Source organism: Ramlibacter sp., assembly GCF_050250995.1.
Taxonomy (GTDB): domain Bacteria; phylum Pseudomonadota; class Gammaproteobacteria; order Burkholderiales; family Burkholderiaceae_C; genus Ramlibacter.
Genome location: NZ_JBFWNP010000003.1, coordinates 1 through 26724 on the forward strand (window position 1 = coordinate 1; position 26724 = coordinate 26724).

Genomic DNA, 26724 nt, shown 5'->3' on the forward strand with positions numbered 1-26724 from the left:
CCTCGTCCGCGACTGCTGCTCGATGCGGGGCAAGTTGTCGTGCCCGTTGATAACCACCCTGCAGAGGCAGTGAAACAAGTGAAACGCCGCGTGTTGGACGATTGTTGACGCAGCGAATTCAACATAACGGCGTCAGGTTGTCCATCACGGTGGTCTTGCCGCGCCCATTGGCGCCCGCGATGGCCACGAGCGCGGCGCCGGGCGCCAGGCGCTCGAAGTCCAGTTCCAGCACGTCCTGCCCCATGCCGTCGCGGATGCCGCGAAAGCCCTTGAGCATCAGCGAATGGACTCTCATGCGTGTGCTCCCGATGAAACCTCGAGGCAGTCTCCTGCCAGTTCCAACTCCTTCAAGTCGCTCGCCACTTCGCCTTCAGGTCGCCGCGCATCGACCTCTGCCGCCGCCTCCAGCTCGGCCAAGGCAGCGTCCATGATCTCCTGCGGCTCGTGCGCCGCGAGCTCGTCGAGACACGCCCACAGCGGTTCGGGTCGCGCCCCGACCACGCCGGCCCAGGCCGCCACCTTGTCTCGCATCGCCCCGGCCTGGCCGATGCCGCCGGAACGCACGCGCACCACCGGCAAGATGCGCCCTTCGAACTGCACGCCCGCCGCGCCTGCCAGCAGTTCGCGCATCGCGGCAAGGTCGACGTCGTTGCGCTCTTCTTCGGGCACGCTCCAGCGCAGGCGCACCCAGGCCCCCTCGAACGGCTGCGCCGCGAGCGCGGCGCGCAACGCGGCAAGGTCGGGCTTGCCGTCGAAGCTGATGTCGACCGTGCGCCGCGCCGGTGTCGCTTCCAGGCGGCATGCGGCGGAGTCGGGGCCTACCTGCCAAAGCAGGAAGCCCTTGTCGCCAGCCTCGCCGTGGTGGAACCGGCCGATCGACCCTGCGTAGGCGATGCAGCGCCGGCCGATGCCATCGTCGCGCTGCCAGCACTGGTGGCGGTGGATGTGCCCCAGCAGCACCGCCTGCGCGCCCGCATCGAACAGGCTGCCGGTCGTGAACTCATGGTCGAAGCCGGCCATCGGCACGCTGTGCTCGGTGATGCAGCCGAACACCGTGCCGTGAGACACGAGCAAGGTCGGCACACCAAGCTGACGTGCCATCGCGTGGCTCGGTGCGAGCCCACGCAGCAGTGTCGCGACATGTTCGCCGGTTCCACCGGCGGCGTCGGCGGCCCCGAGAGCCGCGGCGACCGCCGCGCGGTTGACCGAAGGAAGGCATGTGAAGAGCGCCGCCAGCCCATTCGGCAGCGCGTCGAAGCCCCATCCCGGTGACACGACCCAGTCGCCCGCGGTGGTCAGGCCCACCTGCCCGATCCGATCGGCCACGTGCACGGCATGGCGCCCGCCCAGTTCGCGGAACACGGACAAGGTGCCCGGCGGCTCGTGCGACCAGGTTCCTTGGAGCATCAGCACGGGGCAGTGATCCGCCAGCCGTCGAACACGCGACACGAGCGCCAGCGCTGACGGTGAGTGCAGATCGAGCGCGTGATCGGTGCTGTCGCCGGAGATCACCGCCACGTTGACGCCGACCTCCACCGCGCGCTCGATCGCCGCGCCAAAGCACCGGTCGGCCTCGGCCAGGGTTCGCGGCCCGTAGTGCAGGTCGGAGAAGTGCGCCACCCGCTGCGCCGAGCGCGTGGTCATGACGTCTCCCGCAGCGCAGCGGCGACCTTGTCGGTGTAGCCCGGCGCGTCGTTGCGGTGGCGATCCAGTTCGTCCCAGGCCCGGCGCCGGCCCTGCGGGTTGAGTTTCCAGCCCGGCCCCCAGCGCCGCGCCGCGTAGGCCTCGAAGTCGGCGGCGGAGACACCGAGCCTGCCGGCCAGGGCCAAGACCTTGTCCAGCGTCGGCTCGCCGCGCGACGGAGCCACTTCGGCGTCTGCGACCTCGGTGGCCGCCATGGCGGGCGTGGTGGACTCGCCTTCCAGCACGCCGCAGGCTGCATGGGCCTGCACGACCACGGCTTCGTCGTCCTCGCGGTCGCGCAGCAGCGCACTCACGTCCACGGGCGCCTCGAGGTCGATGATCCACTGCGGCACCCGCACCGCCCGGCCCTGCTCGTCGATGTGGCTCACTTCCATCAACCGCTTGGACAGGAAGAACGGCGTGCGCTGGCGGTCGAGAAATCCCGAGATGCGCCCGCCGCGCAGGAAAGCCACGGTCTCGAACTTCTGGATCGCCGCGTTCATCGCGTAGAAGCTGGTGGTGTGCAGTTCGAACGCGCTCAGCGAGCGGATGCCCGGCACGAAGAACAGGAAGCGGCCTGTCAGGTTGCATTCGCGCTGCTGGTACTCGCGGCAGGCCTCGGGTTCGCAGACGCCACCGTTCGCCTCGCGCATCACCGTCTTGCGCCCGCCGAACAGGCGCACCGCGCGCCGCCCCTGCGCGTCCACAGGCACCGCGGCGTGGCACATGCAGTGGCGCACGCGGCCATCGGGCGCGTACTCCGACCAGTAGCGCTTGTCGTGCGTCCCCCAGGCCGCCAGTTCGTGCGGCATCACGGTCTGCCAGTGGTCCGACGGGAACACCACCGGGAAGCGGTACAGGTGGAGCCCCTCGCCGCGGTCCTCGCCGTAGGCCTCGATCAGTTCGCCCGCCAGCGCCGGGTTGCCGAAGTCCTGCGCGCGCACGGTGAACCAGGGCACGTTGCGCGGCACCAGCGGGTTCTTCAGCTGCGGCAGGGCCTCGGCGAGCGCCTGCTCGATGCGGTCGAATGAGTGGCCGTCGCGCAGGCCGCGCTCGTAGATTTCGCAGGCGCGCGGCTCGCCCGCGGCGCGCTTGGTCAGCACCTTGATGCCGGCGCGGATCTTCCCGGCGGTGGGGATGCGTGCGGGCGCCTGTCCGAGCAAGGTGGTCGGGGTCGAGGCGCCGCCGTGCAAGGTGACGGTGGGCAGTGCGGATGCGGCGGTCATGGCTGCGCTCCTTGGCGAGGCGTGCACCGGGACATCCCGGCGAGTTCATGCTCTCGCCGGAATCCGCCGCTTCAAGTGCGCTTGTCGAGGCGCGCCGCCCTCACATGCGCCGCAGTGCAGCCGGCGGCAGCACCGGCATCGGCTCGTCGGTGGACCACACCCAGCCACCGCCCGCTGCGCGCAGCGTGGCGGCCTTGGCCTCACGCTCGCGTGGGGTCATGAAGGGGCTGAGGACATGCAGCGGCAACGGCACGGCACCCGTGTCCAGCAGCAGAGCGTTGGCAAACGCGGCTGCGCAGCGCGCGTCGTAACGCAGCGGCTTGACGAAGTACCGCTCCGCATCGACGAGCGCCTGCAACAGCGGCAGTTCATGCACGCCCTCGACCGGGATCCACTGGTCGCTGGCGAGCAGCAGGGTCGCGGTGTCGATCTCGTAGGTGTGTTCGCGCCGCGCGCGGATCAAGGCCGTGATCACCGCGCGCACACGCTGGCCGTGGTCGGCATCGCGGGCCTCGAGCACTGCGGCATAGGTCCTCGCGATCCGTTCCCAGGTTTTCGCCGACGCCAGCAGCGGCGCGTCGGGCATGTGCTTCAGCCAGATTCGGTAGCCGCCCGGACAGGCCTCGGCTGCCTTGAACTCGGCCAGCGCCACCGCCAGCGGCGCCACGCCATCGTGGGGCCGCAGCACCCCCAGGCGTTCGCGCCGGCGCTGCGCTGCTTCCGCATGTGTCGCTTCGTTGAACTGCTCGGGTACGTACAGACGCTCGGCAAGGACGACGCCCTTCGCCCTCACCTGCTCGGCGGCGCGCTGCAGGTACTTGTGCAGCACCCCCTGCGATCGTTTGCCAGCCATCGCCGGTGACCAGCGGTTGAAGCCCGCTCGCTCGAACAGGAAGTGCGTCAACGCGCGCAGGCTCATGCGCCGCCGCGGCGCCTCGATCTCGCCCGGCTCTTCTTCCGTCCGCCCGCCCGGCGCGTGGCCGCCGGCCTGACGGCTCCACGCGAAGTCGACCCGCAGTTCCACCGCCCCCTCGGACTCCAGTACCGCGTCGCCCACCAACTCGCCCAGACCCGATTGCTGCGGTGAAGGGTCGAACGACACGCAGGAAGGATGGTGCTGGCTGCCGGTGTCGGGCATGCGCTTGGCGAGGTAGCGGCGGTGAAAGGCGACGTACATCTCGACGCCGCCGGGCACGCACAGACAGCGCGGGCGCTCCGGTGTTTCGTAGACAGCCGACAGCGCATCCTGAATCGCGGGGTCGTCGGGCTCCAGGATGCGGCCGCGGATCGACAATCGCTGGGTGTCCATGGGCCCGATCGTTCAGGGCCCTGCTCCCATGGCACCAGCCCGAAACACCACGCGATTGGCGGGCAATCGCCATCAACCGTCGCGGTGCGGCGCTGAGCCGTGAGAAAGGGAACGTATCCGTGTTCGACCGGCTGAAAGCATGGGCAAAGAGGATCAAGCGCGACGGCGTGACGCTGTGGTTCGCGTCCCGGCATCCCGCGGTGCCCTGGCTCGCGAAGGCGCTCGCCGTGTTCGTCGTCGCCTACGCGCTCAGTCCCATCGACCTGATTCCGGACTTCGTTCCCGTGCTGGGCTACCTTGATGACGTGGTCCTGCTGCCCGCCTTGATCTGGGCGGCCATCCGGCTGATCCCGGCTCCGGTACTCGGCGAATGCCGCGAGCAGGCGGACCACTGGATGAGCCAGCAGGGCAGAAAGCCAACCAGTCAGGTTGGCGCGCTCCTCATCGTCGCGATCTGGATCGGGGCGAGCCTTGCCCTGTGGCAATGGCTCATCAAGCCCTGGCTGGGGTCTTGATTCGCAGGTGGTGCGGACTCCCGGGCGAAGTCGAGACGTCGCGCCGTCACCTTCACGCGACTGCCGGTTCTTCGCGCACCACCATCTCCTGTCGCTCGCGCCGTCTTCGCATCAGCAGGTATGCCGCCGGTATCACGAACATCGACAGCAGCGGCGCGGTGATCATGCCGCCCACCATCGGCGCGGCGATGCGCTGCATCACCTCGGAGCCGGTGCCGGTGCCCCACATGATCGGGAACAGGCCGGCCAGGATCACGGCCACGGTCATCGCCTACGGCCGCACCCGCAGCACCGCGCCCTCGCGGATCGCATCACTCAGGTCGGCCTCGCCGGTCTTGCCAGCGGCCACACGTGCGTCCCAGGACTGCTTCAGGTAGAGCAGCATGATCACGCCGAACTCGGCCGACACGCCGGCCAGCGCGATGAAACCCACGGCGCCTGCCACCGACAGGTTGTAGCCCAGCAGGTACAGCAGCCAGATGCCGCCCACCAGCGCGAACGGCAGCGTCGCCATGATCAGCAAGGCTTCGCCGAAGCGCCTGAACGTCAGGTACAGCAGCACGAAGATGATCAGCAGCGTGAACGGCACGACGACCTTGAGCTTGGCCGTGGCACGCTCCAGGAACTCGAACTGCCCCGACCAGGACACCGAGTAACCGGGCGGCAGCTTGACCTTCTGGCCGACCACGCGCTGCATGTCCTGCACCGCGCCGCGCAGGTCGCGGCCACGGATGTCGACATAGACCCAGCCCGACAGCCGCGCGTTTTCGCTGCGCAGCATCGGCGGGCCGTCGGTGATGCGGATGTCGGCCACGTCCGAGAGCACCAGCCGGGCCCCGCGCTCGCTGACGATGGGCAGCTTGCGCAGCTTGTCCAGCGAATCGCGCGTCTCCCTCGGATACCGCATGTTGATGGGGAAGCGCTGCAGGCCTTCGACGGTCTCGCCGATGTTGTCGCCGCCCACGGCCGAGGTGATGATCGACTGCACGTCGGCGATGTTCATGCCGAAGCGAGCCGCCGCGTCGCGGTTGATCGTCACGTCCACGTAGCGCCCACCGGTCAGCCGTTCCGACAGTGCACTGCTCACGCCAGGCACGTCCTTCAGCGCCTTCTCGATCTCGCCGGTGATGCGGTCGATGGTCGTGAGGTCGGCGCCGGCGACCTTCACGCCGACGGGGCTCTTGATGCCGGTGGCCAGCATGTCGATGCGGTTGCGGATCGGCGGCACCCAGATGTTGGCCAGGCCGGGCACCTTGACGATGCGGTCGAGTTCGTCGACCAGCTTGTCCTGCGTCATGCCGGGCCGCCACTCGCTCTTCGGCTTGAACTGGATGGTGGTCTCGAACATCTCCAGCGGCGCGGGGTCGGTAGCCGTTTCGGCGCGGCCGGCCTTGCCGTACACGCTGGCAACTTCGGGCACCGTCTTGATCAGGCGATCGGTCTGCTGCAGCAGCTCGGCCGCCTTGCCGGCCGACAGGCCGGGCAGCGCCGAGGGCATGTAGAGCAGGTCGCCTTCGTCCAGCCGCGGCATGAATTCACCGCCGATGTGCTGCAGCGGCCACAGGCTCGCCACCAGCACAACCCCGGCAAGCGCCAGCGTGAGCTTCGGCGCGCGCAGCACCCCGTCCAGCAGCGGGCGGTAAGCGGCGATCAGCAGCCGGTTCAGCGGGTTCTTCCCTTCATCCGGAATGCGACCACGGATCAGGTAGCCCATCAGCACCGGGATCAGCGTGGCCGACAAGCCGGCTGCGGCGGCCATCGCGTAGGTCTTGGTGAAGGCCAACGGCGAGAACAGCCGCCCTTCCTGCGCTTCCAGCGTGAACACCGGAATGAACGACAGCGTGATGATCAGCAGCGAGAAGAACAGCGCCGGCCCGACCTCGACGGCCGAATCGCCGATCACTTTCCAGCGCGCTTCGCCTTGCAGCTCGTGGCCGGGATGTTCATGACTCCAGCGCTCGAGGTGTTTGTGCGCGTTCTCGATCATCACCACCGCGGCATCGACCATCGCGCCGATGGCGATGGCAATGCCTCCCAGCGACATGATGTTGGCGTTGACGCCCTGGTAGTGCATCACGATGAAGGCCATCAGGATGCCCAGCGGCAGGCTGACGATGGCCACGAACGCCGAACGCAGGTGGAACAGGAAGACGAAACATACCACCGCGACGACGATGAACTCCTCGAGCAGCTTGAAGCCAAGGTTCTGGACCGCGCGTTCGATCAGGCTGGAGCGGTCGTACACCGGCACGATCTCCACGCCCTGCGGCAGGCTGCCCTGGAGCGATGCAAGCTTGGCCTTGACGGTGGCGATGGTTTCGAGCGCGTTCTTGCCGGAGCGCATCACGATCACGCCGCCGGTGGCCTCGCCCTCGCCGTCGAGCTCGCCGATGCCGCGCCGCATCTCGGGGCCGACCTGGATGCGCGCGACGTCGCCCAGGCGCACCGACACGCCGGCATCAGTGGTCACGAGCGGCACCTTGCGGAAGTCGTCGAGCGAGGCCAGGTAGCCCGACGCACGCACCACGTACTCGGCCTCGCCGAGCTCTAGCACCGAGCCACCGGCCTCCTGGTTGGATTTGCGGATCGCCTCGACAACCCGGGTGTGCGGGATGTTGTAGGCCGCGAGCTTGTCCGGGTCGAGCAGCACCTGGTACTGGCGCACCATGCCACCCACCGACGCGACCTCGGCGACGTTGGGTACCGTCTTCAGTTCGTACTTGAGGAACCAGTCCTGCAGCGCGCGCAACTGACCGGCATCCATCTGACCGCTGCGGTCCACCAACGAATACTGGTAGATCCAGCCAACGCCGGTGGCGTCCGGTCCGAGCGAGGCGGTCGCGCCGGGTGGCAAGCGTGCCTGCACCTGGTTCAGATATTCCAGCACGCGCGAACGGGCCCAGTAGAGGTCGGTGCCATCCTCGAACAGCACATAGACGAAGCTGTCACCGAAGAACGAATAGCCACGCACCGTCTTCGCCCCCGGCACCGACAGCATCGTCGTCGTCAGCGGGTAGGTGATCTGGTTCTCGACGATGCGTGGCGCCTGCCCCGGATAGGTGGTGCGGATGATGACCTGCACGTCGGACAGGTCGGGCAGCGCATCCAGCGGCGTGCGCAGCACCGAGTACACGCCCCAGGCGCTGAGCATCAGCGTGGCCAGCAGCACCAGGAAGCGGTTGACGATCGACCAGCGGATCAGCCCGGCGATCATCGCGAGGCTCCGGAAGCTGCGGACGCAGGAGCCTTGGCTTCAGGCGGCAGCAGCGTGGTTCTCGTGAGCTGCGGGGTGCCATCGGCCTCCATGGTGAACTCGAAGTCCACGCGGTCGCCCGCTTCCAGCCCACGCGGCGCGCCGCCCTTCGGCAGCTTGAAATCCATCGTCATCGACCCCCACTTCAGCGACGGAATGGGACCGTGCGACAGCGTCATCGCGTCGCGGCCGATGGCCTCGATCGTGGCCGTGCCCGAATGCCTGGGCGCGGCACTGGCGGACGCGGGCTTCGGCTCGTCGTTGAGCCGTGCCTCGACCCCCTTCAGGCTGGCTTCCGAATCGATCAGGAACTGCGACGAGACCACCACGCGCTGGCCCGCCTGCAGGCCGCGCTTGACCTCGGTCTGGCCCCCACTCTCAATGCCGATCTCGACATCGACCGGGCGGAAGCGGCCGCCCTCCTCGGCGAGCATCACCACCGTGCGCCGGCCGGTCTGGATGACCGCCTCGGTCGGGATCAGCAGCGCCTTCTCCGTGCGCATGTCCATGAACTGCATCTGCACGAACATGCCGGGCACCAGGCGCCCGCCCGGGTTGCCGAGTTCGAGGCGCGCCTTCAGCGTTCGCGTGGTCGGATTGACCTCCGGCAACAGCGCCTGCACCCTGCCCTCGAAGCTCGCGCCCGGCGCGGCCGGGCTGCGGGCCTGCACCTTGGCCCCGGGCCGCAGCAACGCGGCCTGGCTCTCCGGCACCTCGGCGTTGGCCCAGACCGTGGCGGTGCCGTTGACGCGGAACAGCGTGGCTCCTGCCATCACTGTCATGCCCTCGCGCACCATCAGCTCGGTGACGACGCCACTGATCGGTGCCATCACCGTGAAACGCGGCTGAGTGCGGCCGCTGCGCTCAACCAGCTCGATCAGCGCTTCGCCCATGCCGGCCTGGCGCATGCGCTGGCGCGCGCCGTCGACCAGCGCGGCCATGTCGGAACCCTGCATGCGCCGCACCGACAGGAACTCCTCCTGCGCCGCGATCCAGTCGGGCACGTACAGCTCGGCCAGCGCCTGCCCCTTGGCGACGCGGTCGAGCGTCGCGCGCACCTGCAGGCGCTCGACGAAGCCGGTGGCGCGGGCCTGCACCACGGCCTGGTCGCGTTCGTTCCACGCGATGCTGCCGACTGCAGCCACCGCCGGTGACAGCGTGCCTTCGACCACCGGCGCCGTGCGCACGCCCAGGTTCTGCTGGATGCGCGGGCTCACGGTCACTTTGCTGCCGTCGGCATCACTGTCCGCGTACACCGGCACCAGCATCATGTCCATGAAGGGTGACTTCGCCGGCTTCTCGAACTTGTTCCCCGGCACCATCGGGTCGTGGTAGTAAAGGATCTTCTTGCCGGTGGCCGGGTCCACCTCGCCGGCCTTGAGGCCCGCCTTGATGTGGCGGCGCGTCGCGTCCTCGCCTTCGGCGATGCCTTGCGGCAGGGCTTGCAGCGGCGCGGCATCCACAGCGCTGGCGCTGGCAGCGACCGGCGCAGCGGCCATGCCCATACCGCGGTCCATGCCCATCGCATAGAGCGCGTAGCCAGCCGCGCCGAGCACGCTTGCCGCGACCACGCCGCCGAGGGCGATCAACAGGGGTTTGGTGTTCATCGCTGGGACTCCTTGGATGCCGTGGTGCCGTTCGCGACGCCGTTCGTCGCGCTGTTCGTTGGTACGGGCGGCTGCTCGGGCGGAATGAGGTACTGGAGCCGCGCCCACAGTCCGGCGGCGTCCATCTCCAGGCGCAGGCGCTCCATGCGCGTGTCGATCTCCATGCGGCGCGCTTCGAGCACCGCGGCGAGCGGGCTGCTGCCACCGCGGTACGCGGCCAGCGCGGCGCGCGTGCGTTCGGTCGCCAGCGGGATGAGGGCACTGTCGTACTGGACCAGCCGCTCGCGGCCGGACTGCCACTGCAGCAGCCAGATGCGTGTCTCGGCGGCGTGCTCGCGCGTGGCTTCCTCGCGCTGCGCCCGCAGCTGCTCGGCCAGCGCCAGCCGCGCGGTGACTTCGCGGTCTTGCCGGTTCTTCTGGTCCCACTGCAGCGGAACCGAGACGTTGAGCGACACCATGTTGGAGTACGCCGAACCGCGCTGGCTGAACATCAGCTCCACGCTCCAGTCCGGGCGCTTGGCGCTGTTGGCGACGTCCACATCGGCACGCGCCGCGGCTTCCTGGCGGGCGAGCACCGCGATCTGTGGATGATGGTCGAGCCGGGCTTCGAGGCCGGCCGCGTCGAGCGGCGCGGCGTCGAGCGACGGCGGCGCGGCCAGGTCCTGTTCAGCAGCGGCACCGACCCAGCGTGCGAGCCGCGTGCGGGCGCTGGCGAGCTGGCCTTCGATCTCGCGCAGCCGGTTGTCGATCTGTGCCACGGCTGAGCGGGCCGCGAACAGGTCGGCCTGCGTGCCTCGCCCGCCGCGATAGGCGGCCTCCGCGGCCTCGATCTGCAGCGCCGCTTCGGCACGCTGGTCCCGCAGCAGGTCGCGCATGCGCTGCTGGAAGTGCGTGTCCAGCCAGGCCATTGCGGTGTCGCGCCGCAGGTCGGCCAGCGCAGCGGATCGGCCCGCCTCGGCCAGTTCCGCTTCGCGGTCGAAGCGCGCCGAACGCGCCTTGCGCTTGTCGTCGCGCGTCAGTTCCTGCATCACGGCGATCGAGCGCATGGTCATGAAGTCGCGCGTCAGGCTGAAGCGGTCGGCCCCGTCGACCGGCAGGTTGTTGACGCCCGCCTTCAAGGTCGGATCGGGCAATTGGCCGGCGGCGGCGGACATCTCGCGCGCCGCAGCCGCCGCGAACTCCTGGGCCGAGAGCTGGCGCGAACGGTCCTGCGCCAGGCGCAGCGCCTGCTCGAGACTCAGCGCCGGCTGGGCCTGGGCGCCAAGGCTTGCTGCGCTGATCAGCAGCGCCAACACCGACCCGGCCACACGGCGGCGAGGCAGCCACGACCAGCGCGGCGCGCGTCGTGAAGAAGCAGTGAACATGGAACTCTCCAGACAACGAATCAAGGCTTCGTGCCGGGCCCGTTCGGCCTCGCGCGAGCGAGGCTCGCAAAGGCGGACAGGCGCGACCGGTGCGCCGAGCCGACCCGCGAAGGGTCGTCAGCGCAGCGTCGTCGGGAGGATCAGATTCGGTAGACGCAGTGCAGGATGGCGTGCGGCGGTGAAGCCGCAACCAGTGCACTCAGCGTGGCCGCCGCGGGGCGCGGCGGTGCCTTGCCGGGCAGCGCCGGCGTCGTCGTGTACAGCGCCGTGAGCAGCGCCACGGGCACGGTCAGCGTGGACGCCTGGTCGCTTTGGTTGCCTTGCTTGCAGTGCTCGGCACACAGATTGGCCGACTCCGAGTCCATCGCCCCGACCATGTCGTCGCAACCGGGCATCTGCGCGTCCATGGCCGCGCCAGCGGACGCCGTGGCTGTGTCGGAAGCCTTGGCGGCCAGCCCCGGGCAGGCGTAGGCGGCCACCGCCAACTGCGCGAGCAGCAACACGCCGATCAGGCCACGAGCCAAGCCGCGCAGGAGACCACGTGTCATGCGAAGAAACTCCTTCGCAAGCGAGACGACGCCGCACCGTGCCATTTGGCACAAGTGGAAATCGTGGCGTCGTGGAAGGTCATCGCATTGGGCTCCTGCGTTCGTATTCTAGGGCGGCGGCGTCGCAAGGGCACCTGCACTCACGCCCTCGACCTGCGCAGCCGCACCGCCCGCGCGCTGTCCATGGCCATGTCGGTCATCGTGCCCATCGCGATGCCGACATCCGCCTGGGTCAGCGCCGGCGCATCGTTGATGCCGTCGCCCGCCATGGTCACCATGCGACTGTTGGTCAGGCGCCGCCGCACCAAGCCAGCTTGTCGTCCGGCTTGAACTCGCCGTGCAATCGTCGATGCCGATTCGCGAGCCCACCGCGCGCGGCGTGGTGAGGCAATCGCCGGTGCTTGGACCGCCACCGGCTCAAGGATGAACCTTTGCCATCGTGACAAGGTCAAGGCCCCCTGCGGCGACTGCAGAAGCGCATCAGGGGCCTTTCGTGCTCAGCGTCGGCCTTCAACGAGCAGGGCCGAGCGCCTCACGTCACGCAAGACGCCCGGACCTTTGCGCCGCCCGAACTACTTGTTTGCGCCGAGCCACTTGTCGAACTGCGCAATCTCCTTCTGCTGGTCGGCGATGATCTTGCGCGCCATCGCTTTCAGCTCAGCCGACTTGCCCTGCTCGAGTTGAACCTTGGCCATTTCCACGGCTTGGAGGTGATGCTCCCGCATCATCATCGCGAAGTCTTTATCGACATCGCCGCTCATCGGCATCGACTGCATCTTCTGCATGCCGCTCATCATTTGCTGGTGCATCTTCTGTGAGCCAGGACCCGCGTGTCCGGCCATCGCGCCGGCGTTCTGAGCCGACACGGAGACGGTGACCAGCGCCAAAAGGACAGAGGCGCCGAGCTGGCGCATTGATCGGTATTGCATATGAACTCCTTGATTGAAAGCTTGCGGAGACCGCCGTTCCGACAGCCCCGACCATTGCTCGCCTGGCTTTTACGCCGACTCAAGCCGCCATCCCGCGACACTCTTGCGCGCAGCGGTGGCAGGCCTCGGCGCACGCCCGGCAGTGGTCCATCGAGTGCTTGGCGCACTCATCGCCGCAGGCTTGGCAGATTTCCGCGCATTGCCGGCAGATGTGCTTGGCAAAGGCGCTGTCCCGCGCCATGTATCCGGCAGCAAGCCGGCATATAGCGGCGCAGTCGATGTCCAGCGCGATGCATCGCGCCATCATCTGCATGTCCGGCTCCTGAAGACAGGCGCCGGCACAGTGGTCGCACGCCGTCGCGCACGCGTCGCAGGCCTCGAGACAGGCCTGAATTTTCTGGTGAGTCATCAAGAATCTACTGAAAGGCGGGCCGCGATTGCAACCGGCCTGAAGCGGTTGAGCCGCGTCGATGCGGCTCGGTGAGGGTTCAGGAGTGAGCGCTCTTGGGCCGCGGTTGCGGCGGTGGCCAGAAGAGCGAGGCGAACCACAAGCCCCTGTTCGAGCGCCATCGGTCGCCGAACGGGCTTCCGTGCGCAGCGGTCTGCGCGCCAGCGGCTGGGATAGAGGCCATCGATGGATGGCAGAGGCCGGAATCGTGTCCTTGAGCGGCCGTGTGGTTGCCCGGTAAGCCGACCGGTTCGCTGTCTGGTTGATGCGGGCCGCCACCCTCACCGTGCGTCAACGACTGCGTGAGGCAATGAACGTCACATATCTGCGCGGCGCTGACCGCCGACACGAAGACGAGCAACCCGGCCGCGGCAACGATATGAATGAACCAAAAACGCCTTCGTGCGACCGCTTCGGGCTGCAGGCGGAAGACGGTGGAACATCGGAAGGCAGGCGAGGCGAGCATGGCGGGTTGAGCGACCCCCAGGGGGACGGCAAACCGTGTTCCTGACGCCACGCTGGGTGCGCTCGACCGCTGCCCGGGTGCTACGTCTTAGGCTCCGCAGGTGACCGCGCCCCAGTCGCAGGGGCGCTTCGGTTATCTCGCCGCATTCACCGGCACCGGCGTGTAGCCAGCGTCCTTGATGGCTTCTGCCAGTTCCTCGGCGTCAGCCGACACCGGCTCCACCTGCACCCGGTGCGTGGCCAGGTCGATCTGCACCTTGCCGTCCTTGTCGGTCGCCTTCAGCGCCTTGGTGATGGTGCTGACGCAGTGGCCGCAGGTAATGTCGTTGACTTCGAAAGCAATCATGGTGAGTCCAGTGGGTTGTTGATGGGTCGACTCTTCCCCCTCCTACTGTGGGAAGGTCAAGCGGTCATGGCGCAAGTTCACATTCGCAGCAGGCAGAATCGCCGGTGGGTGTTGACCTTGCCATCGTTAGAACCTTGACGATGCCCAGGATCGAACCACTTCTCGAGACATCCCATGAACACCGCCGCACTGCCCGACATCAAGCTGCAGGTCACCGGAATGACCTGCGCCTCCTGCGTCATGCGCGTAGAGAAGTCGCTCAAGGCGGTCCCCGGCGTCAGGCAAGCCAGCATCAACCTGGCAACCGAACAAGCCGTCGTGAGCGCCGACCCTGCAGTGACGGCCGACACGCTGGCCGCTGCGGTGCGCAAGGCCGGCTACGACGTGGCAACGACCGACGTCACGCTGGTGGTCGAGGGCATGACCTGCGCCTCGTGCGTGTCTCGCGTCGAGAAGGCGCTGCGAGAGATCCCCGGCGTATCCGGCGCCACGGTGAATCTCGCCACCGAGAAGGCGAGCATCCAGGCGTTGTCGACCGTTCCAGTCGCAGTGCTGAAAGCCGCGATCGAGAAGGCCGGCTACACCGCGAAGGACGTTCAGGACGCGAAGTCGCAGCCGGCGGCGCACCTCCCGGCCTGGTGGCCCGTGGCCGTGAGCGGCGCGTTGACGCTGCCGCTGGTTCTGCCGATGCTGCTGCAGCTCTTCGGCATTGACTGGATGCTGGACGGCTGGCTGCAGCTGGCCCTCGCAACCCCGGTGCAGTTCTGGCTCGGCTGGCGCTTCTACCGCGCCGGCTGGAAGGCCGTGCTCGCCAAGACCGGCAACATGGATCTGCTGGTGGCCTTGGGCACTTCGGCGGCCTACGGGCTCTCGGTCTACCTGCTCTTCAAGCATGCGGCACATGGCATGCCGCACCTGTACTTCGAGGCCTCCGCGGCCGTCATCACGCTGGTGCTGCTGGGCAAATGGCTCGAGCAGCGCGCCAAGCGGCAGACGGCCGATGCCATCCGGGCGCTGAACGCGCTGCGGCCGACCACAGCGCGTGTGCGCCGCGGTGATGTCGAGCTCGACGTGCCGGTGGAGCAGGTTGTGGTCGGCGACCTGGTCATCGTTCGTCCCGGCGACCGCGTGGCCGTCGACGGCGACATCGTCGAAGGCCGTAGCCACATCGACGAATCGCTCATCACCGGTGAAAGCCTGCCGGTGGCCAAGGGCGTCGGCGACAAGGTGACCGGCGGCGCCATCAACGCCGAAGGCGCTCTGACCGTGCGCACGACGGCCGTCGGCGCCGAGACGACGCTGGCCCGAATCATCCGCATGGTCGAGTCGGCGCAGGCCGCGAAGGCGCCGATCCAGCGTATCGTCGACCGCGTCAGTGCAGTGTTCGTGCCGGTAGTGCTGGTCATCGCGCTGGGGACCTTCCTGGGCTGGTTCGGCTTCACGGGTGACTGGGAGCAGGCGCTCATCAACGCCGTCGCGGTGCTGGTCATCGCCTGCCCGTGTGCGCTGGGTCTGGCCACGCCGACGGCCATCATGGCCGGCACGGGTGTCGCTGCGCGCCACGGCATCCTCATCAAGGACGCCGAAGCACTGGAAGTCGCGCACGCCGTCACCGTGGTCGCGTTCGACAAGACCGGCACACTCACCGAAGGCAAGCCGTCGCTCGCCGCCGTGGTGGCTGCAGATGGTTCGACGCGGGACGACGTGCTGCGGCTGGCCGCCGCGCTGCAGAAGTCGAGCAGCCATCCTCTGGCCGTAGCCGTCATGGACCAGGTTCGCCATGAGCGCCTGCCTGTGCCTGAGGCGCACGAGGCCCAGGCCCTGCCGGGGCGCGGAGTCCAGGGCGTCGTGCGCGGGCAGACGCTGGCCCTGGGCAGCACGCGCCTGCTGCGCGAGCTGGGTCTCCAAGAAGGTGGCTTGCACGCCGAAGCGCTGCGGCTGGAGCGGCAGGGCAGGACCGTGTCGTGGCTGGTCCAGTCCGATGCCGGTCAGCAGCGTTTGCTCGGCCTGCTGGCCTTCGGCGATACGGTCAAGCCGGCTGCGGCGGAGGCGGTGTCGCGCCTGCACCAGCTCGGCATCCGCACCGTGATGTTGACCGGAGACAACCGCGGCGCGGCCGAAGCCGTCGCGAAGGAACTGCGCATCACCGACGTGCGCGCGGAAGTGCTGCCCGGCGACAAGGCGGCGATCGTCAAGGAACTGCGCGACGCCGGCGAGGTGGTGGCCTTTGTCGGTGATGGCCTCAACGACGGACCGGCGCTCGCCGCAGCTTCGGTGTCGTACGCGATGGCCGGCGGTGCCGACGTGGCGACCGAGACCGCCGGCATCACGCTGATGCGCGGCGACCCGCGGCTGGTGGCGGACTCGCTGGACATCTCGCGCCGCACCTACTCGAAGATCAAGCAAGGCCTTTTCTGGGCCTTCGGCTACAACGTGCTCGGCATCCCGCTCGCGGCGCTGGGCCTGCTGAACCCGGTCATCGCCGGTGCCGCGATGGCCTTCAGCAGCGTCAGCGTGGTACTGAACGCGCTGACCCTGCGCCGCTGGCGCGGCGTCGCTGACGGGCGCGCGGCAGAGCCGACGAATCAGCAGCCTCGAACCGTGGCAGCCTTGGGAGAATTGCGATGAGCATGAACATTGGAGAAGCCGCCAAAGCCTCGGGCGTGTCGGCGAAGATGATTCGCCACTACGAGAGCGTCGGCCTGTTTCCGGAGGCCGTTCGCACCGAGTCAGGCTACCGGCAGTACGCCACCAAGGAAGTCAGCACGCTGCGCTTCATCCGCCAGTCGCGCGACCTGGGCTTCTCCATCGAACAGATTCGCGAGTTGCTCGGCCTGTGGCAGGACCGCAAGCGGCCGAGCCGGCAGGTGCGTGCGCTGGCCCAGGCGCACATCGAGGAACTGGACGAGAAGCTCAAGGAACTGCAGTCGATGAAGGCGACGCTCGAGCACCTCGTGCACTGCTGCCACGGTGACGACCGGCCCGACTGCCCGATCATCGACACGCTCGCCCACGAGAGCGCCACGAAGGCGGCCCCGGCGCATCACCCGCTCGGCAGGACCGTCGGACTCCAGCCGGGCCGAGCGCGTCGCCGGGCCACCTGATCGACGGCGCCGGCTGCCACGCCCAGAGATCAACGCGCCAGGTCGACCGTCAAGCTCACCGCGTCACGGCCCTTGTTCGTCCACATCCAGCAGTAGTCCTGCGCCACGGCGACGTTCAGCGTGTCGCGGCCGCTGGTGACCTGAGTCTGCTTGGCCGGGAACACGGCCTCCTTGCCGACGTGGTAGTGGATGTTGAAGTCCACCGGCGCTGCGGCAGTGAAGCTCCAGCGCACGCCGTCCCCGACCGCCAGCTTGCCGCAGACCTCGACGAACTTGCCCGCGGCGATCTGCGCCTTGTGCGCGAAGCGGCCGTCGGGCGGCCAGGCGATGTCCACGATGTGGGTTGCGCCAAGGGCAGCGCCGGAGAGCGTTGCCGCGGCCAGTGCGCCGCAGGTCCGGATGTGCTTCATGTGCTTGCTTTCGTGTCCGTGGTTGCAGTGATCTTCAATCGGTTCGCAGGAACGATGCGCCGGCCGCTGCGAGCTGCCAACTCGTCCATGCCAGGTACGCCACGCCGGCACCCGACACCAGGCAGGTCCAGGCGCTGCCGCCGCCAGTTGCCACGAGGATGCCCGTCGTCGCGCCGAGCACCGACAGCAGCCAACGCCCGCCCTCCGCGAAGACTCGATCGACGCGCATCTGCATGGCGGTGATGACGGCGCCGACCGTTGCGATCAGTCCGACCGTGAGCACGGGCTGGTCGTGGCTCGGTCGCCACCAGCCGGCCGCAGCGGCCAGCAACACCACTGCGAGAACCACCGAGCAGAACAGGCCTGCGCTGCCCGCCAAGAGGCAGCGAGCGCCGATGCGCCACGCGTCGAGCGGACCGGCGCGTTCCATGCGCAACAGCTCGAGCCGCTGCGCCGCCAGTGCCGCGGTCACCAACAGCAGGCACTCGTGCCACGCCAGGCCCGCAGCGGCCAGCGCGACGACGAGGGCCAGCGCCATGGCGGGCGGGCCCATGGCGGACTACTGCACCACCTGCACCTCGGTGACGGTGAACTTGCCCGCATCGTTGATGGCCTTGAACTTGATCTTGTCGCCGGCCTTCACCTTGTCGAGCATCGCCTTGTCCTTGACCGCGAACACCATCGTCATCCCCGGCATATCCAGGTTCTTGATGTCGCCGTGCTTGAGGGTCAGGGTGCCGCCTTCCTTGTTCACCTTGCGCACCTCGCCGTCGGTCATGTCGGTGGTCGAGGCTTGCGCGATCACCGTGCCGGGCGCGCTGGCGTCACCTGCCGCCCAGGCCGGCATCGCGGCCGAGGCCGAAAACGCGAGCGCGAGGCCCGCAGCGCGGAAGAAGAGTCGTTGGTTGTTCATGAACGTTCCTTTTGCTTGAAGTAGCTGTTGAAGACCTTGGTGCTGCCGTCGTGGGCGACCAGCAGCACGTCGTAGGGGTCCTGCCGGTTGTCGTAGGCGGGACCGTCCATTCCTGGGGAGCCGACCGGCATGCCCGGCACGGCCAGGCCGACCGCATCGGGGCGCTCTTTGAGCAGACGGTGGATGTCGGCCGCCGGTACGTGCCCCTCGATGGCGTAGCGTCCGACAAGGGCGGTATGGCAGGAACCGAGCTTGGCTGGCACCTTGAGCCGAGCGCGGGCCGCGGTGTTGCCGACATCGTTGACCTTGACCTGGAAGCCGTTGCCTTCGAGGTGGGTGATCCAGTCCTTGCAACACCCGCAGGTCGGACTCTTCCAGACCTCGACCTGCACCCCGGAACTCTTCGCATGCAGGGCAACGGGAATCGACAGCCATCCGGCAGCGCCCAGCAGCGAAGCCAGTGCGCGACGCCGCTTCATGCCTTGCCCCCCGCCGCCACCGTGATCGATCCCACCATCCCGGCCTGGTAGTGACCGGCGATCAAGCAGGCGAACTCGAATTCGCCGGCGCGGTTAAAGGTCCAGACGATCTCGCCGGTCTTGCCGGGCGGCACATGGGCCATGTACGGCTCGTCGTGTTCCATGGTCGGGAACTTCACCATCATCTCAGCGTGTTTGCCGTTTTCGGCCTTGGTGCCTATGACGAACTCGTGCATCACCTTGCCGGTGTTGCGCGCAACGAACTTCACCGTCTCGCCCTGTCGCACCGCGATCTTGTCCGGAGTGAATCGCATGTTGTCGGCCATGCCGACCTCGATGCTGCGCTTGGCGCTTTTGGCATCGCCGGCGATGCCCCAGTCCTTCTGCTCCTTGCGCACCGGCCCCTTCTTCGCGTGCACTTCGTCGCCGTGGGCGCGAGCGGGTGCAGCCAGCATCGGAAGTGTCGCGGCAGCGGCCGTTGCCGCCAGGTGCGCGATGGCGGCGCGGCGGGGTATGGGTCTTGCGGTAGGTTGTTTCATGTGGATCTCCTTGGGGATGTAACGATCAGCAGTGGTGTTGGTGGTGCGGGCGGTACGGGTTCCGCGGCGCTTCAGTGACCCGAGTGGCCGCCCGCAGGCTTGCGCACCTTGACCTCAACCTCCTTGGAGGGCTTGGCCACCGGTGGCATGGAGCCAGGCCCGGGGCTGGCGTCGGCCTTGAAGCGCGCGGGGTCGGGCAGCGCGCCGGTGTACTCGTAGGCCACCGTGCCCGGCGGGTGCTTGAACCAGCCCGGGTCGGCGTAGTCACCTGGTTTCTGGCCCTTGCGCACCTTGACGACACTGAACATGCCGCCCATGCCGACGGCGCCAAAAGGCCCGGTGCCGGTCATCATCGCGGCCGTGTTGTCGGGCAGCGGCATCTCCATCTCGGTCATGTCTTTCATGCCGCGCTCGCCCATCACCATGTAGTCGGGTATCAGCTTCGTGATCTGCTTGGCCACGCCGCGGTGGTCCACGCCGATCATGGTCGGGACGTCGTGGCCCATCGCGTTCATCGTGTGGTGGCTCTTGTGGCAGTGGAAGGCCCAGTCGCCCTCTTCGTCCGCGAGAAAGTCGATCTGGCGCATCTGGCCGACCGCGATGTCCGTCGTCACCTCGTACTGCCGGCCGGACTTCGGCGTCGGCCCACCATCGGTGCCGGTGACCAGAAACTCGTGCCCATGCAGATGGATCGGGTGGTTGGTCATCGTCAGGTTGCCGATGCGGATGCGCACCTTGTCCATGTGTCGCACGACGAGTGGATCGATCCCCGGAAAGATGCGGCTGTTCCAGCTCCACAGGTTGAAGTCGAGCATCGTCATGATCTTGGGCGTGTAGGCGCCGGGATCGATGTCGTAGGCGTTGAGCAGGAACACGAAGTCGCGGTCGACCTCGTCGATGAGCGGATGCTTGGCCTTTGGATGCGTGATCCAGAAGCCCATCATCCCCATCGCCATCTGCACCATCTCGTCGGCGTGCGGGTGGTACATGAAGGTGCCGGGGCGGCGCGCGACGAACTCATAGACGTAGGTCTTGCCCGGTGCGATACCCGGCTGGTTCAGCCCGGTCACCCCGTCCATGCCGTTGGGCAGGCGCTGACCGTGCCAGTGGATGCTGGTAAGCTCGCCGAGCTTGTTGGTGACGAAGATCCGCACTCGGTCGCCTTCGACCACTTCGATCGTCGGTCCCGGGCTCTGGCCGTTGTAGCCCCACAGATGGGCCTTGAAGCCCGGGCTCATCTCGCGCACCACCGGCTCCGCGACAAGATGGAACTCCTTGACGCCGTTGTTCATGCGCCAGGGCAGCGTCCAGCCGTTGAGCGTGACGACGGGGTTGTAGGGCCGCCCCGAGTTGGGCACCAGCGGCGGCATGGTGTCGGGTTTGGTCTGGATGACCGGCTCCGGCAGCGCGGCCATGGCCACTTTGCTGACGGAGGCGGCGGCAGCGGCAGCGGTGATCGCACCAGCACCGCCGAGCATCTTGCGTCGGGAAAGCATATGAGAGTCCTTCATGTTCAATGACCAGCGCCGGCGGCTTCAGCAGCCATCGCGGGGCCGGCGGCTGCTGTCAGGCTCGGCTTGCCGATCAGGGCCATGTCGAGGTCGGCCTGCGCGATCCAGAAGTCACGTAGTGCTTCGATGGATGCGTTGACGCTGGCGATTTGCGTGCGGGCATCGGCGAGCAGTTCGAAGACGCCGATCAACATGCCGTTGTAGCGAAGCACGTTCTCCTCGGCGATGCGCTGGTTCAGCGGGACGATCTCGTCGCGGTGGTGGCGCGCGATGTCGTAGGCCGAGCGATAGCCCGTGTAGGCCTCGCGCACCTCGGACCGCGCGTTGATCGCGGTCTCGGCCGCGCGGTGCAGCGTCTGCATGTACACCGCCTCGGCACGCGCGACGCGCGCGCCGCCCCAGTCGAACAGCGGCAACTCGAGGCCGATCTCCCAGCCGCGCTGCGTGGGTGCCTCGTTCGAGCTGTTGCGCAGGACGCCGAGTTCCAGCACGTTGACGAAACGGGTCGTCTTCGTCAGGCCGAGGTTGCTGGCCGTTTGCTGCGCCGCCAGTTTGGCGCCCTGCACGTCCAGGCGCTGCGCCAGGGCCACCTGCTCGATGTCCGGCAGTTCGAGTGGTGAGGACGGCAGATCCGGCAGGCGCTCGGGCAACGCGAACTGGGTCTGCGGCCCCCAGACGCCGAGCAAGCGCACCAGCCGTTCGCGCGTCGACCGCTGCGTCTGCTCCGCCTGGGCCAGGCGCAAGGCGGCGTTGGCGTAGAACGCCTGCTCCCGCGCGCGCTGCAGCTTGTTGAAGTTGCCGACCTGCTCCATGCGCCGGGCCAGTTCGGCACTCGCATCGGCCGCCTGCTTCACCTGCCGCATGTAGCGAACGGACTCCTCCGCCGCCAGGGCGGTGAAGTAGGCCTTGCGCGTGTCGGCGGCCAATGCCAGCACGCTCATCGCCACACGAGCCTTCGTCTGCTCGAAACGCCGCGCTTCCATCTTTCCGATCAGCGGCATCGCGACCAGGCGCGCGAGGTTGAAGTGGAGTCCGCGCTCGATCTCCCGTTCGTCGCCCCGGCTCATGCGCCCGAAGCTGAAGCCCGGGTTCGGCAGACGCCCGGCCTGCACGACCTCGGCCTCGGTGATGCCGAGTTCCTGAAAGTCGGCCTGCAGCCCGCGGTTGTTGAGCAAGGCGACCTGCACGGCGTCATCCACCGCAAGAGGCCTGGCCAGCAACTCAGCGACACGCTTGTCGATGCCATCCCGGTCGACATCGGTACGAGCCCAGCGCAGGTCCTTGCCGATCCGTTCCTTTGCGGTCTGTTCCACTGCGCCGAAGCCACCATCCGGGCTGAAACTGGCGCAGCCGCCCAGCACGGCGGCAGAGGTCAGGAGTGCCAACAAACGGAGCGGGCGGCGTTCGCGTCTCGGCTTCGAAGGGCCGTGAATGTCGTCGTTCATTGTGCCGCCCTTCATGGCTTGTGACCGCCATGACCGGCAGGCGCCGGCTTGGTGGCGGCCGCTGGTGTCGAGGCCGGGGACTGCGCCGGTGCTACGGCCGGCGGCGTCGATGGAGGGGCATCGGGTTGCTGCGCCTCCCGGGCATAGACCCGCCAGCCACCGATGCGTGCAACCGCATCGTTGGCATCGCGCCAGGCCAAGGGCTTGTCATCGCCGCTGCGACGAGACTGCCCGAGCGACGACTCATAGCGCATCGCGGGCACTTGGGCCTTCGGGTCCAGCGGATCAGGGCGGGCGGCGGTAGTGGTGGTGGGCTGCGCCTGTGCCTGCGCGGCCAGGAGCGCCGTCAAAAGCAGGCTCGGCAGGGCGCGCGGCCTGCGTCGGAGCGTGGGGATTGGGACCATGAAATCCTCGCGTGAACGTCTGGGGACGCCCCCTGCCGCAGCCGCGGCGGGGACGGAACGGCACCTGGCGCAGGGCCGCGCGTCGCTACACGCGCGTCAGCCCGGGCCAGTTACGCGAGGACGTTTCGAGGGGGGCGGTCAGGGCCGTCGGCGGCGAACGCGTCGACGGTGGGCACGACGGTGGTGAACACCGTCGGGGCCGAGTCGGTGGCCGGAATGACCGGCACCGTGGTCAGGATGGCACCCAGCGAGCAGCAGGAGGCGCAGGCACTGCACTTCTGCTTGGCCGCATGGCTGACCTTCACCATCACCGACGCATCGTCGGCGATGGCCGCATCGGCCGCTGCGTCAGCATCGACCACCTGCGCAGGCGCGGCATCGCCATGATGCGAATGCTCGGAAGCGTTCCAACTCAGCTCGGAGCGAGTCGACGCCGACTCGCCACCATGGTGATTCGGGCCGCAGAACGCCATGGTCGCGGCGGCAGCCCCTTGCGCAGGAACTGCCAACACCAGCAACCAAATCAGAAGCGTTCTGACCAACAAACCCATACTTGAATTTTACAGCAGCCCGTCATTCTTGGAGCACGGCGGCCAAATCGCCAGAAGGTCAAAAGCCGCGAGTTCGCACGATACCGTGTCATCGACTCAAACGTGCGGCGACGAAAGATGACAGGCCTGTCATGTTCCCGACAGAGTTCTGTTGAGTACCGCTCCGTAGATTGCGGCCGGTCTCCAAACCCGACGCGGGTTCGGCACCGTCGCGTGTCGGCGCCCCGTCCTGCCGGACCGATCACCATGCAATCCACTGCCCTCATTCTGACCCTTGCCCTGCCCCTGACGCTGGCGCTGGGTACCTACGCGCACGCGGCGCCTGCGGCGTCGGACGCGCCGTTCACTGGCGTCTCGATGAACGTCGCCAAACGGCTCGACGCCCGCACGCCTTCCAACACCCTGATGCAGCCGACGACGCTGTCGGGGGTGCCGATGGCGACGGCAACACGTCACGGCGTTTCGACGCGGTCCGAACGGACATCAGGGCCCGATCGCGCGTTGTCCGGCATCCCGATGGCGTTCGCCAAGCGCCTGTGAACCACGGCCGCCCCTCCGCCTGACCGGCTTCGGACCGCTCGGCTCAATCAAGCTCGAAGCAGCAGTCCATGCTGAATCGGAAAATGTCGCGGTTTGCCCTGCCAGTGCCGTGGGCCGGGCCCGACACTGCCAGTCTAGAATCTGAATCATGCGTCGTTGGGTGTTCGCTTTTCTGTTGTTCGTCGTGCCGTTCCAGTTGGTCTGGGGCGCGGCGGCACCGTATTGCGCGCACGAAACCGGTGTCTCGACCAAGAAGCACTTCGGCCACCATGAACACAAGCATCAGGCCGATGGCGAGATCGCATCGGCCACCGAGGATGCTGACGACACTGCGGGCGCATATCACACGGACTGCGAAACCTGCCATCTGGGCTGTTCCGCGTTCATGCCTGCTGCAACCTCCGCTGTCGACGCTCTGCCCCACGGCGACGTCATGAGACAGCCGGAACCTCGTTACGACTCCCACATTCCGGCCAGCCCCCTGCGCCCGGATCGAGCCCATGCCACCCCCGCCGCGCGATCCGGCGGCGACGTGGTGATGGTCTCGCTCGCGGACTGACTGACGACACCTCCACATCGCCGGCGAATCGCTTCTGTCGTGAGACCAGAAGGATGATTCGATGCGATTCCCACTCCTGGCGCTGGCCTTCGTGCTGGCTGCCTCGACCGTTCCCGCGAGTGCGCAGACCGCGGGCTCAGGCCCGCTGACGCTTGCCGAGGCGCTGCGGCTGGCCGAAACCGCCAGTCCCGCCGTACGTGCGCGCGAGGCCCAATTGGCGGCCGCCGAAGGCAGCCGCCGCGAAGCGGCGTCACTGCTCTTCAACAACCCCGAACTCAGCGTCGAGCGCACGCGACGCAGCGCCGCGACTCCCGATGGCAACGCCCGCGAGTGGGGCCTGGGCATCGCGCAGCCGATCGAGATCGGGGGCCAGCAGGCGCGGCGCCGCGAGGCCGCATCCGCATCGCTGGAGGCCTTGCGCGCCGAGATCGAGGATGCACGGCGCCAGGCACGCGCCGAAGCGTCCCTGCGGTTCCACGCGGTGCTTGCCGCGCAGCGGCGGGTGCGGCTCGAACAACGTTCGGTCGAGCTGTTCGACGGCACCGCGCAGGCGGTGGCCAAGCGGCGCAGCGCCGGCGAGGACACGCGCCTGGATGCCAACGTCGCCCTGATCGAGGCCGAACGCGCCCGCAACGCGCTGGCGGTGTCGCAGGAGCATCTGCAGGACGCCAAGGCCGAACTCGCCACCGCCCTGCAGTTGCCGCCGTCGGCCGTGCCGGAGGTGGTCGGTGACCTTGGCGTGCCGAATGGCGCGCCCCTGCCCTACGGCCTCGATCAACTGCTGGCATCGGCGCAGGCCTTGCCCAGGCAGCGCGCGCTGGCCGCACGCGAAGACGCTGCCCGGGCCCGGATCGGCGTCGAACGGGCCAGCCGCTACCCGGACGTGACGGTCGGGCTGAACGTCGGCCGCGAGGGCCCGGCCGACGGCCGCGAGCGCGTCACGACGCTGACGCTCTCCGTGCCGCTGCCACTCTTCAAGCGCAACGACGCGGCCATCGGCCAGGCCATGAGCGATGCGACGCAGGCAGAGATCGAACGTGCCGCCGCGACGCGCGACGGCCAGGCCCAGGTGCGCCGCCTCTGGAGCCGCCTGGACAGCCAGCGCGAGCGCGTGGCGCGCCTGCAGCGCGCGATGGTCGCCGCCTCGGCCGACAACCAGCAGCTCGCCGCGAAGTCGCGGCAGGCCGGCCAGATCGGCCTGCTCGACCAGCTGCTCGTCAATCGCCAGGCGCTCGACGCCGAACGCGATCTGAACGACGCGCTGGCCGAATTCCACACCACCCGAATCGAACTCGAAAACGCGGCCGGCTGGTCGCAGGAAGGAAGCGCACGATGATCACGCTGCAAGACGACGCGGGGCGTCCGAAGCGCCTGGCCGGGCTGGCGACGAATGTCGCCCTGGCGCTGGCCGTCGCTCTCTCGCTCGCCGCCTGCGGCAAGGGCGGAGCCAAGGACGAACATGCCGCCGAAGGCGACAAGCATGCCGAGCATGCCGGCGAAAAGAAGGACGAGCACAAGGAAGGCGCCGAGGAACTGACCCTCACCGCCGAGGAGGCGGAACGCGCCGGCGTGAAGGTCGAGGCGATCAAGGCCGAAGCGCTCGGCGAGACGATCCAGGTGACCGCGACGATCCGGCCCGACCAGGACCGTCTGGCCCGCGTCGCGCCGCGCATCGAAGGCCGCATCACCTCGGCGCCGGCGAAGCTGGGTGACCGCGTGCGCGCCGGGCAGACGCTGGCCACGCTCGACAGCGTCGATGTCGCCGAGGCGCACGCCACCTGGGTTCAGTCCCAGGCCGAGCTGCGCATCGCCGAGGCCGATTTCAAGCGCGCCGAGTCGCTGAATGCCGAGGAGATCATCCCGCGCAAGGACTTCCTGCGCGCCCAGGCCGACCGCGACAAGGCGGCCGCCGCGGTGCGCAACGCCGCCGACCGGCTGCGCCTGCTCGGCGGCGCACAGGCGGCCAGCAGCAGCGGCGTTGCCGGCTTCGCCGTCACCGCGCCGTTTGCCGGCACCGTGATCGAGAAAAAGGTGACGCTGGGCGAACTGGGCAGCCCGAGCGAGGCGATGTTCACCATCGCCGATCTGAGCCGCGTCTGGATCCAGGCCGACCTGCCCGAGGCTGCGCTGGCCAAGGTCCGGCTGGGGGCCAACGCCAAGGTGACGGTGCCGGCCTACCCTGGCGAGACCTTCAGCGGGCGCGTGGGCCACATCGGCGCGATGCTCGACAAGGACACCCGCACGATCGCGGCCCGCATCGAGGTCGCCAATGCGGATGGCCGCCTGAAGCCCGAGATGTTCGCCACCGCGACCATCGAGGCGGGCGGCGACAAGCGCGATGTCATCAGCTTGCCGGATGCGGCCATCGTGCTGCTGGAGGGCCAGCCGACTGTCTTCGTCTATGAGCAGGGGGCGTACGAGGCGCGCCAGGTCGAGCCGGGCGAGCGTGTCGGTGGCCGCACGTTGCTCAAGTCGGGCATCAAGGCCGGCGACCAGGTCGTCACCTCCGGGGCCTACGCGCTCAAGGCACGCAAGCTGAAATCCCAGCTCGGCCACGGGCATTGAGAAGGACCACG

27 protein-coding genes and 2 pseudogenes are annotated in these 26724 nt (G+C 68.2%); 7 read left to right on the forward strand and 22 right to left on the reverse strand.

Annotated features, from left to right (window positions below):
- Window positions 1-118: 118 nt before the first annotated feature.
- From AB7E83_RS03570 to AB7E83_RS03585, 4 genes are all read right to left on the reverse strand, one after another.
- On the reverse strand, window positions 119-295 hold the full coding sequence (locus tag AB7E83_RS03570) for a hypothetical protein (protein WP_428565485.1): 177 nt from the start codon (window positions 293-295) through the stop codon (window positions 119-121).
- On the reverse strand, window positions 292-1644 hold the full coding sequence (locus tag AB7E83_RS03575; protein ID WP_428565487.1) for a metallophosphoesterase family protein: 1353 nt from the start codon (window positions 1642-1644) through the stop codon (window positions 292-294). Before AB7E83_RS03575 ends, AB7E83_RS03570 begins: the two co-directional genes overlap by 4 nt.
- A complete protein-coding gene (locus AB7E83_RS03580) occupies window positions 1641-2909 on the reverse strand; it encodes a hypothetical protein (RefSeq protein WP_428565489.1) in 1269 nt (422 codons plus the stop codon). Before AB7E83_RS03580 ends, AB7E83_RS03575 begins: the two co-directional genes overlap by 4 nt.
- Before the next feature lie 100 nt (window positions 2910-3009).
- On the reverse strand, window positions 3010-4218 hold the full coding sequence (locus tag AB7E83_RS03585; protein WP_428565491.1) for a DUF1173 family protein: 1209 nt from the start codon (window positions 4216-4218) through the stop codon (window positions 3010-3012).
- A gap of 119 nt (window positions 4219-4337) precedes the next feature.
- On the opposite strand from AB7E83_RS03585, the gene AB7E83_RS03590 reads away from it, so the two are divergent.
- Window positions 4338-4733, forward strand: a complete 396-nt coding sequence (locus AB7E83_RS03590; protein WP_428565493.1) for a YkvA family protein — start codon at window positions 4338-4340, stop codon at window positions 4731-4733.
- Window positions 4734-4785: 52 nt separating this feature from the next.
- Here the strand turns inward: AB7E83_RS03590 and AB7E83_RS03595 are convergent.
- The 9 genes and pseudogenes from AB7E83_RS03595 to AB7E83_RS03635 all read right to left on the reverse strand — a co-directional run bounded on the left by AB7E83_RS03595 (window position 4786) and on the right by AB7E83_RS03635 (window position 13956).
- Window positions 4786-7947 (reverse strand): annotated as a pseudogene (locus AB7E83_RS03595) (efflux RND transporter permease subunit).
- Complete coding sequence (locus tag AB7E83_RS03600; RefSeq protein ID WP_428565495.1) at window positions 7944-9593, reverse strand: efflux RND transporter periplasmic adaptor subunit; 1650 nt, start codon at window positions 9591-9593, stop codon at window positions 7944-7946. Before AB7E83_RS03600 ends, AB7E83_RS03595 begins: the two are co-directional and overlap by 4 nt.
- On the reverse strand, window positions 9590-10957 hold the full coding sequence (locus AB7E83_RS03605; RefSeq protein WP_428565497.1) for a TolC family protein: 1368 nt from the start codon (window positions 10955-10957) through the stop codon (window positions 9590-9592). The genes AB7E83_RS03600 and AB7E83_RS03605 overlap by 4 nt, the downstream gene beginning before the upstream one ends.
- A gap of 140 nt (window positions 10958-11097) precedes the next feature.
- Window positions 11098-11505 carry a hypothetical protein gene (locus AB7E83_RS03610; RefSeq protein WP_428565499.1) on the reverse strand — a complete coding sequence of 136 codons (408 nt, stop codon included), beginning with the start codon at window positions 11503-11505 and terminating at the stop codon, window positions 11098-11100.
- A 155-nt stretch (window positions 11506-11660) separates the two neighbouring features.
- A pseudogene (locus AB7E83_RS03615) lies at window positions 11661-11907 on the reverse strand (hypothetical protein); the annotation flags it as partial.
- A gap of 170 nt (window positions 11908-12077) precedes the next feature.
- Window positions 12078-12434, reverse strand: a complete 357-nt coding sequence (locus AB7E83_RS03620; protein WP_428565501.1) for a DUF305 domain-containing protein — start codon at window positions 12432-12434, stop codon at window positions 12078-12080.
- A gap of 79 nt (window positions 12435-12513) precedes the next feature.
- A complete protein-coding gene (locus tag AB7E83_RS03625) occupies window positions 12514-12843 on the reverse strand; it encodes a four-helix bundle copper-binding protein (RefSeq protein ID WP_428565502.1) in 330 nt (109 codons plus the stop codon).
- Window positions 12844-13480: 637 nt separating this feature from the next.
- Entirely contained in the window at window positions 13481-13693 is a 213-nt protein-coding gene (locus AB7E83_RS03630; RefSeq protein ID WP_428565504.1) for a heavy-metal-associated domain-containing protein, read from the reverse strand.
- 77 nt (window positions 13694-13770) lie between these two features.
- A complete protein-coding gene (locus tag AB7E83_RS03635; RefSeq protein ID WP_428566173.1) occupies window positions 13771-13956 on the reverse strand; it encodes a hypothetical protein in 186 nt (61 codons plus the stop codon).
- Here AB7E83_RS03635 and AB7E83_RS03640 point away from each other — a divergent pair.
- A complete protein-coding gene (locus AB7E83_RS03640) occupies window positions 13868-16321 on the forward strand; it encodes a heavy metal translocating P-type ATPase (protein ID WP_428565506.1) in 2454 nt (817 codons plus the stop codon). The genes AB7E83_RS03635 and AB7E83_RS03640 overlap by 89 nt on opposite strands.
- 2 nt (window positions 16322-16323) lie before the next feature.
- Window positions 16324-16797 (forward strand): Cu(I)-responsive transcriptional regulator, encoded by a 474-nt coding sequence (cueR, locus tag AB7E83_RS03645; protein ID WP_428566139.1) that lies wholly within the window; start codon window positions 16324-16326, stop codon window positions 16795-16797.
- Between the two features lie 29 nt (window positions 16798-16826).
- Here cueR and AB7E83_RS03650 read toward each other — a convergent pair whose 3' ends face one another.
- The 9 genes from AB7E83_RS03650 to AB7E83_RS03690 form a co-directional block, all read right to left on the reverse strand.
- Entirely contained in the window at window positions 16827-17207 is a 381-nt protein-coding gene (locus AB7E83_RS03650) for a hypothetical protein (RefSeq protein ID WP_428565508.1), read from the reverse strand.
- Between the two features lie 34 nt (window positions 17208-17241).
- The gene (locus AB7E83_RS03655) at window positions 17242-17745 is read right to left on the reverse strand and encodes a hypothetical protein (protein WP_428565510.1); all 504 of its coding nucleotides are present in this window, start codon (window positions 17743-17745) and stop codon (window positions 17242-17244) included.
- 21 nt (window positions 17746-17766) lie between these two features.
- Window positions 17767-18120 carry a copper-binding protein gene (locus tag AB7E83_RS03660; protein WP_428565512.1) on the reverse strand — a complete coding sequence of 118 codons (354 nt, stop codon included), beginning with the start codon at window positions 18118-18120 and terminating at the stop codon, window positions 17767-17769.
- Window positions 18117-18599 (reverse strand): DUF411 domain-containing protein, encoded by a 483-nt coding sequence (locus tag AB7E83_RS03665; RefSeq protein ID WP_428565514.1) that lies wholly within the window; start codon window positions 18597-18599, stop codon window positions 18117-18119. The genes AB7E83_RS03660 and AB7E83_RS03665 overlap by 4 nt, the downstream gene beginning before the upstream one ends.
- Window positions 18596-19054, reverse strand: coding sequence for a cupredoxin domain-containing protein (locus AB7E83_RS03670; protein WP_428566141.1), 459 nt, complete (start codon window positions 19052-19054; stop codon window positions 18596-18598). The genes AB7E83_RS03665 and AB7E83_RS03670 overlap by 4 nt, the downstream gene beginning before the upstream one ends.
- Window positions 19055-19209: 155 nt before the next feature.
- Window positions 19210-20634 carry a multicopper oxidase family protein gene (locus AB7E83_RS03675; RefSeq protein ID WP_428565516.1) on the reverse strand — a complete coding sequence of 475 codons (1425 nt, stop codon included), beginning with the start codon at window positions 20632-20634 and terminating at the stop codon, window positions 19210-19212.
- A gap of 17 nt (window positions 20635-20651) precedes the next feature.
- Entirely contained in the window at window positions 20652-22094 is a 1443-nt protein-coding gene (locus AB7E83_RS03680) for a TolC family protein (RefSeq protein WP_428565518.1), read from the reverse strand.
- Window positions 22095-22105: 11 nt separating this feature from the next.
- On the reverse strand, window positions 22106-22444 hold the full coding sequence (locus tag AB7E83_RS03685; protein ID WP_428565520.1) for a hypothetical protein: 339 nt from the start codon (window positions 22442-22444) through the stop codon (window positions 22106-22108).
- A 164-nt stretch (window positions 22445-22608) separates the two neighbouring features.
- Window positions 22609-23049, reverse strand: a complete 441-nt coding sequence (locus AB7E83_RS03690) for a hypothetical protein (RefSeq protein WP_428565522.1) — start codon at window positions 23047-23049, stop codon at window positions 22609-22611.
- Between the two features lie 246 nt (window positions 23050-23295).
- Here AB7E83_RS03690 and AB7E83_RS03695 point away from each other — a divergent pair, with 246 nt between their 5' ends.
- From AB7E83_RS03695 to AB7E83_RS03710, 4 genes are all read left to right on the forward strand, one after another.
- Complete coding sequence (locus AB7E83_RS03695) at window positions 23296-23589, forward strand: hypothetical protein (RefSeq protein WP_428565524.1); 294 nt, start codon at window positions 23296-23298, stop codon at window positions 23587-23589.
- 148 nt (window positions 23590-23737) lie between these two features.
- Window positions 23738-24148 carry a cation efflux protein, CzcI family gene (gene czcI, locus AB7E83_RS03700; protein WP_428565526.1) on the forward strand — a complete coding sequence of 137 codons (411 nt, stop codon included), beginning with the start codon at window positions 23738-23740 and terminating at the stop codon, window positions 24146-24148.
- A 61-nt stretch (window positions 24149-24209) separates the two neighbouring features.
- Window positions 24210-25484: a TolC family protein gene (locus AB7E83_RS03705; protein WP_428565528.1), complete on the forward strand. Its 1275-nt coding sequence runs from the start codon at window positions 24210-24212 to the stop codon at window positions 25482-25484.
- On the forward strand, window positions 25481-26713 hold the full coding sequence (locus AB7E83_RS03710) for an efflux RND transporter periplasmic adaptor subunit (RefSeq protein WP_428565530.1): 1233 nt from the start codon (window positions 25481-25483) through the stop codon (window positions 26711-26713). Before AB7E83_RS03705 ends, AB7E83_RS03710 begins: the two co-directional genes overlap by 4 nt.
- Window positions 26714-26724 lie beyond the last annotated feature (11 nt).

Coding starts and splice junctions, on each gene's coding strand:
- AB7E83_RS03610 (WP_428565499.1), bottom strand. CDS start 11,505: ATGACACGTGGTCTCCTGCGCGGCTTGGCTCGTGGCCTGATCGGCGTG.
- AB7E83_RS03680 (WP_428565518.1), bottom strand. CDS start 22,094: ATGAACGACGACATTCACGGCCCTTCGAAGCCGAGACGCGAACGCCGC.
- AB7E83_RS03665 (WP_428565514.1), bottom strand. CDS start 18,599: ATGAAGCGGCGTCGCGCACTGGCTTCGCTGCTGGGCGCTGCCGGATGG.
- AB7E83_RS03580 (WP_428565489.1), bottom strand. CDS start 2,909: ATGACCGCCGCATCCGCACTGCCCACCGTCACCTTGCACGGCGGCGCC.
- AB7E83_RS03695 (WP_428565524.1), top strand. CDS start 23,296: ATGCAATCCACTGCCCTCATTCTGACCCTTGCCCTGCCCCTGACGCTG.
- czcI (WP_428565526.1), top strand. CDS start 23,738: ATGCGTCGTTGGGTGTTCGCTTTTCTGTTGTTCGTCGTGCCGTTCCAG.
- AB7E83_RS03630 (WP_428565504.1), bottom strand. CDS start 13,693: ATGATTGCTTTCGAAGTCAACGACATTACCTGCGGCCACTGCGTCAGC.
- AB7E83_RS03605 (WP_428565497.1), bottom strand. CDS start 10,957: ATGTTCACTGCTTCTTCACGACGCGCGCCGCGCTGGTCGTGGCTGCCT.
- AB7E83_RS03650 (WP_428565508.1), bottom strand. CDS start 17,207: ATGAAGCACATCCGGACCTGCGGCGCACTGGCCGCGGCAACGCTCTCC.
- AB7E83_RS03670 (WP_428566141.1), bottom strand. CDS start 19,054: ATGCTGGCTGCACCCGCTCGCGCCCACGGCGACGAAGTGCACGCGAAG.
- AB7E83_RS03625 (WP_428565502.1), bottom strand. CDS start 12,843: ATGACTCACCAGAAAATTCAGGCCTGTCTCGAGGCCTGCGACGCGTGC.
- AB7E83_RS03710 (WP_428565530.1), top strand. CDS start 25,481: ATGATCACGCTGCAAGACGACGCGGGGCGTCCGAAGCGCCTGGCCGGG.
- AB7E83_RS03570 (WP_428565485.1), bottom strand. CDS start 295: ATGAGAGTCCATTCGCTGATGCTCAAGGGCTTTCGCGGCATCCGCGAC.
- AB7E83_RS03575 (WP_428565487.1), bottom strand. CDS start 1,644: ATGACCACGCGCTCGGCGCAGCGGGTGGCGCACTTCTCCGACCTGCAC.
- AB7E83_RS03600 (WP_428565495.1), bottom strand. CDS start 9,593: ATGAACACCAAACCCCTGTTGATCGCCCTCGGCGGCGTGGTCGCGGCA.
- AB7E83_RS03585 (WP_428565491.1), bottom strand. CDS start 4,218: ATGGACACCCAGCGATTGTCGATCCGCGGCCGCATCCTGGAGCCCGAC.
- AB7E83_RS03640 (WP_428565506.1), top strand. CDS start 13,868: ATGAACACCGCCGCACTGCCCGACATCAAGCTGCAGGTCACCGGAATG.
- AB7E83_RS03690 (WP_428565522.1), bottom strand. CDS start 23,049: ATGGGTTTGTTGGTCAGAACGCTTCTGATTTGGTTGCTGGTGTTGGCA.
- AB7E83_RS03660 (WP_428565512.1), bottom strand. CDS start 18,120: ATGAACAACCAACGACTCTTCTTCCGCGCTGCGGGCCTCGCGCTCGCG.
- AB7E83_RS03655 (WP_428565510.1), bottom strand. CDS start 17,745: ATGGCGCTGGCCCTCGTCGTCGCGCTGGCCGCTGCGGGCCTGGCGTGG.
- cueR (WP_428566139.1), top strand. CDS start 16,324: ATGAACATTGGAGAAGCCGCCAAAGCCTCGGGCGTGTCGGCGAAGATG.
- AB7E83_RS03705 (WP_428565528.1), top strand. CDS start 24,210: ATGCGATTCCCACTCCTGGCGCTGGCCTTCGTGCTGGCTGCCTCGACC.
- AB7E83_RS03675 (WP_428565516.1), bottom strand. CDS start 20,634: ATGCTTTCCCGACGCAAGATGCTCGGCGGTGCTGGTGCGATCACCGCT.
- AB7E83_RS03620 (WP_428565501.1), bottom strand. CDS start 12,434: ATGCAATACCGATCAATGCGCCAGCTCGGCGCCTCTGTCCTTTTGGCG.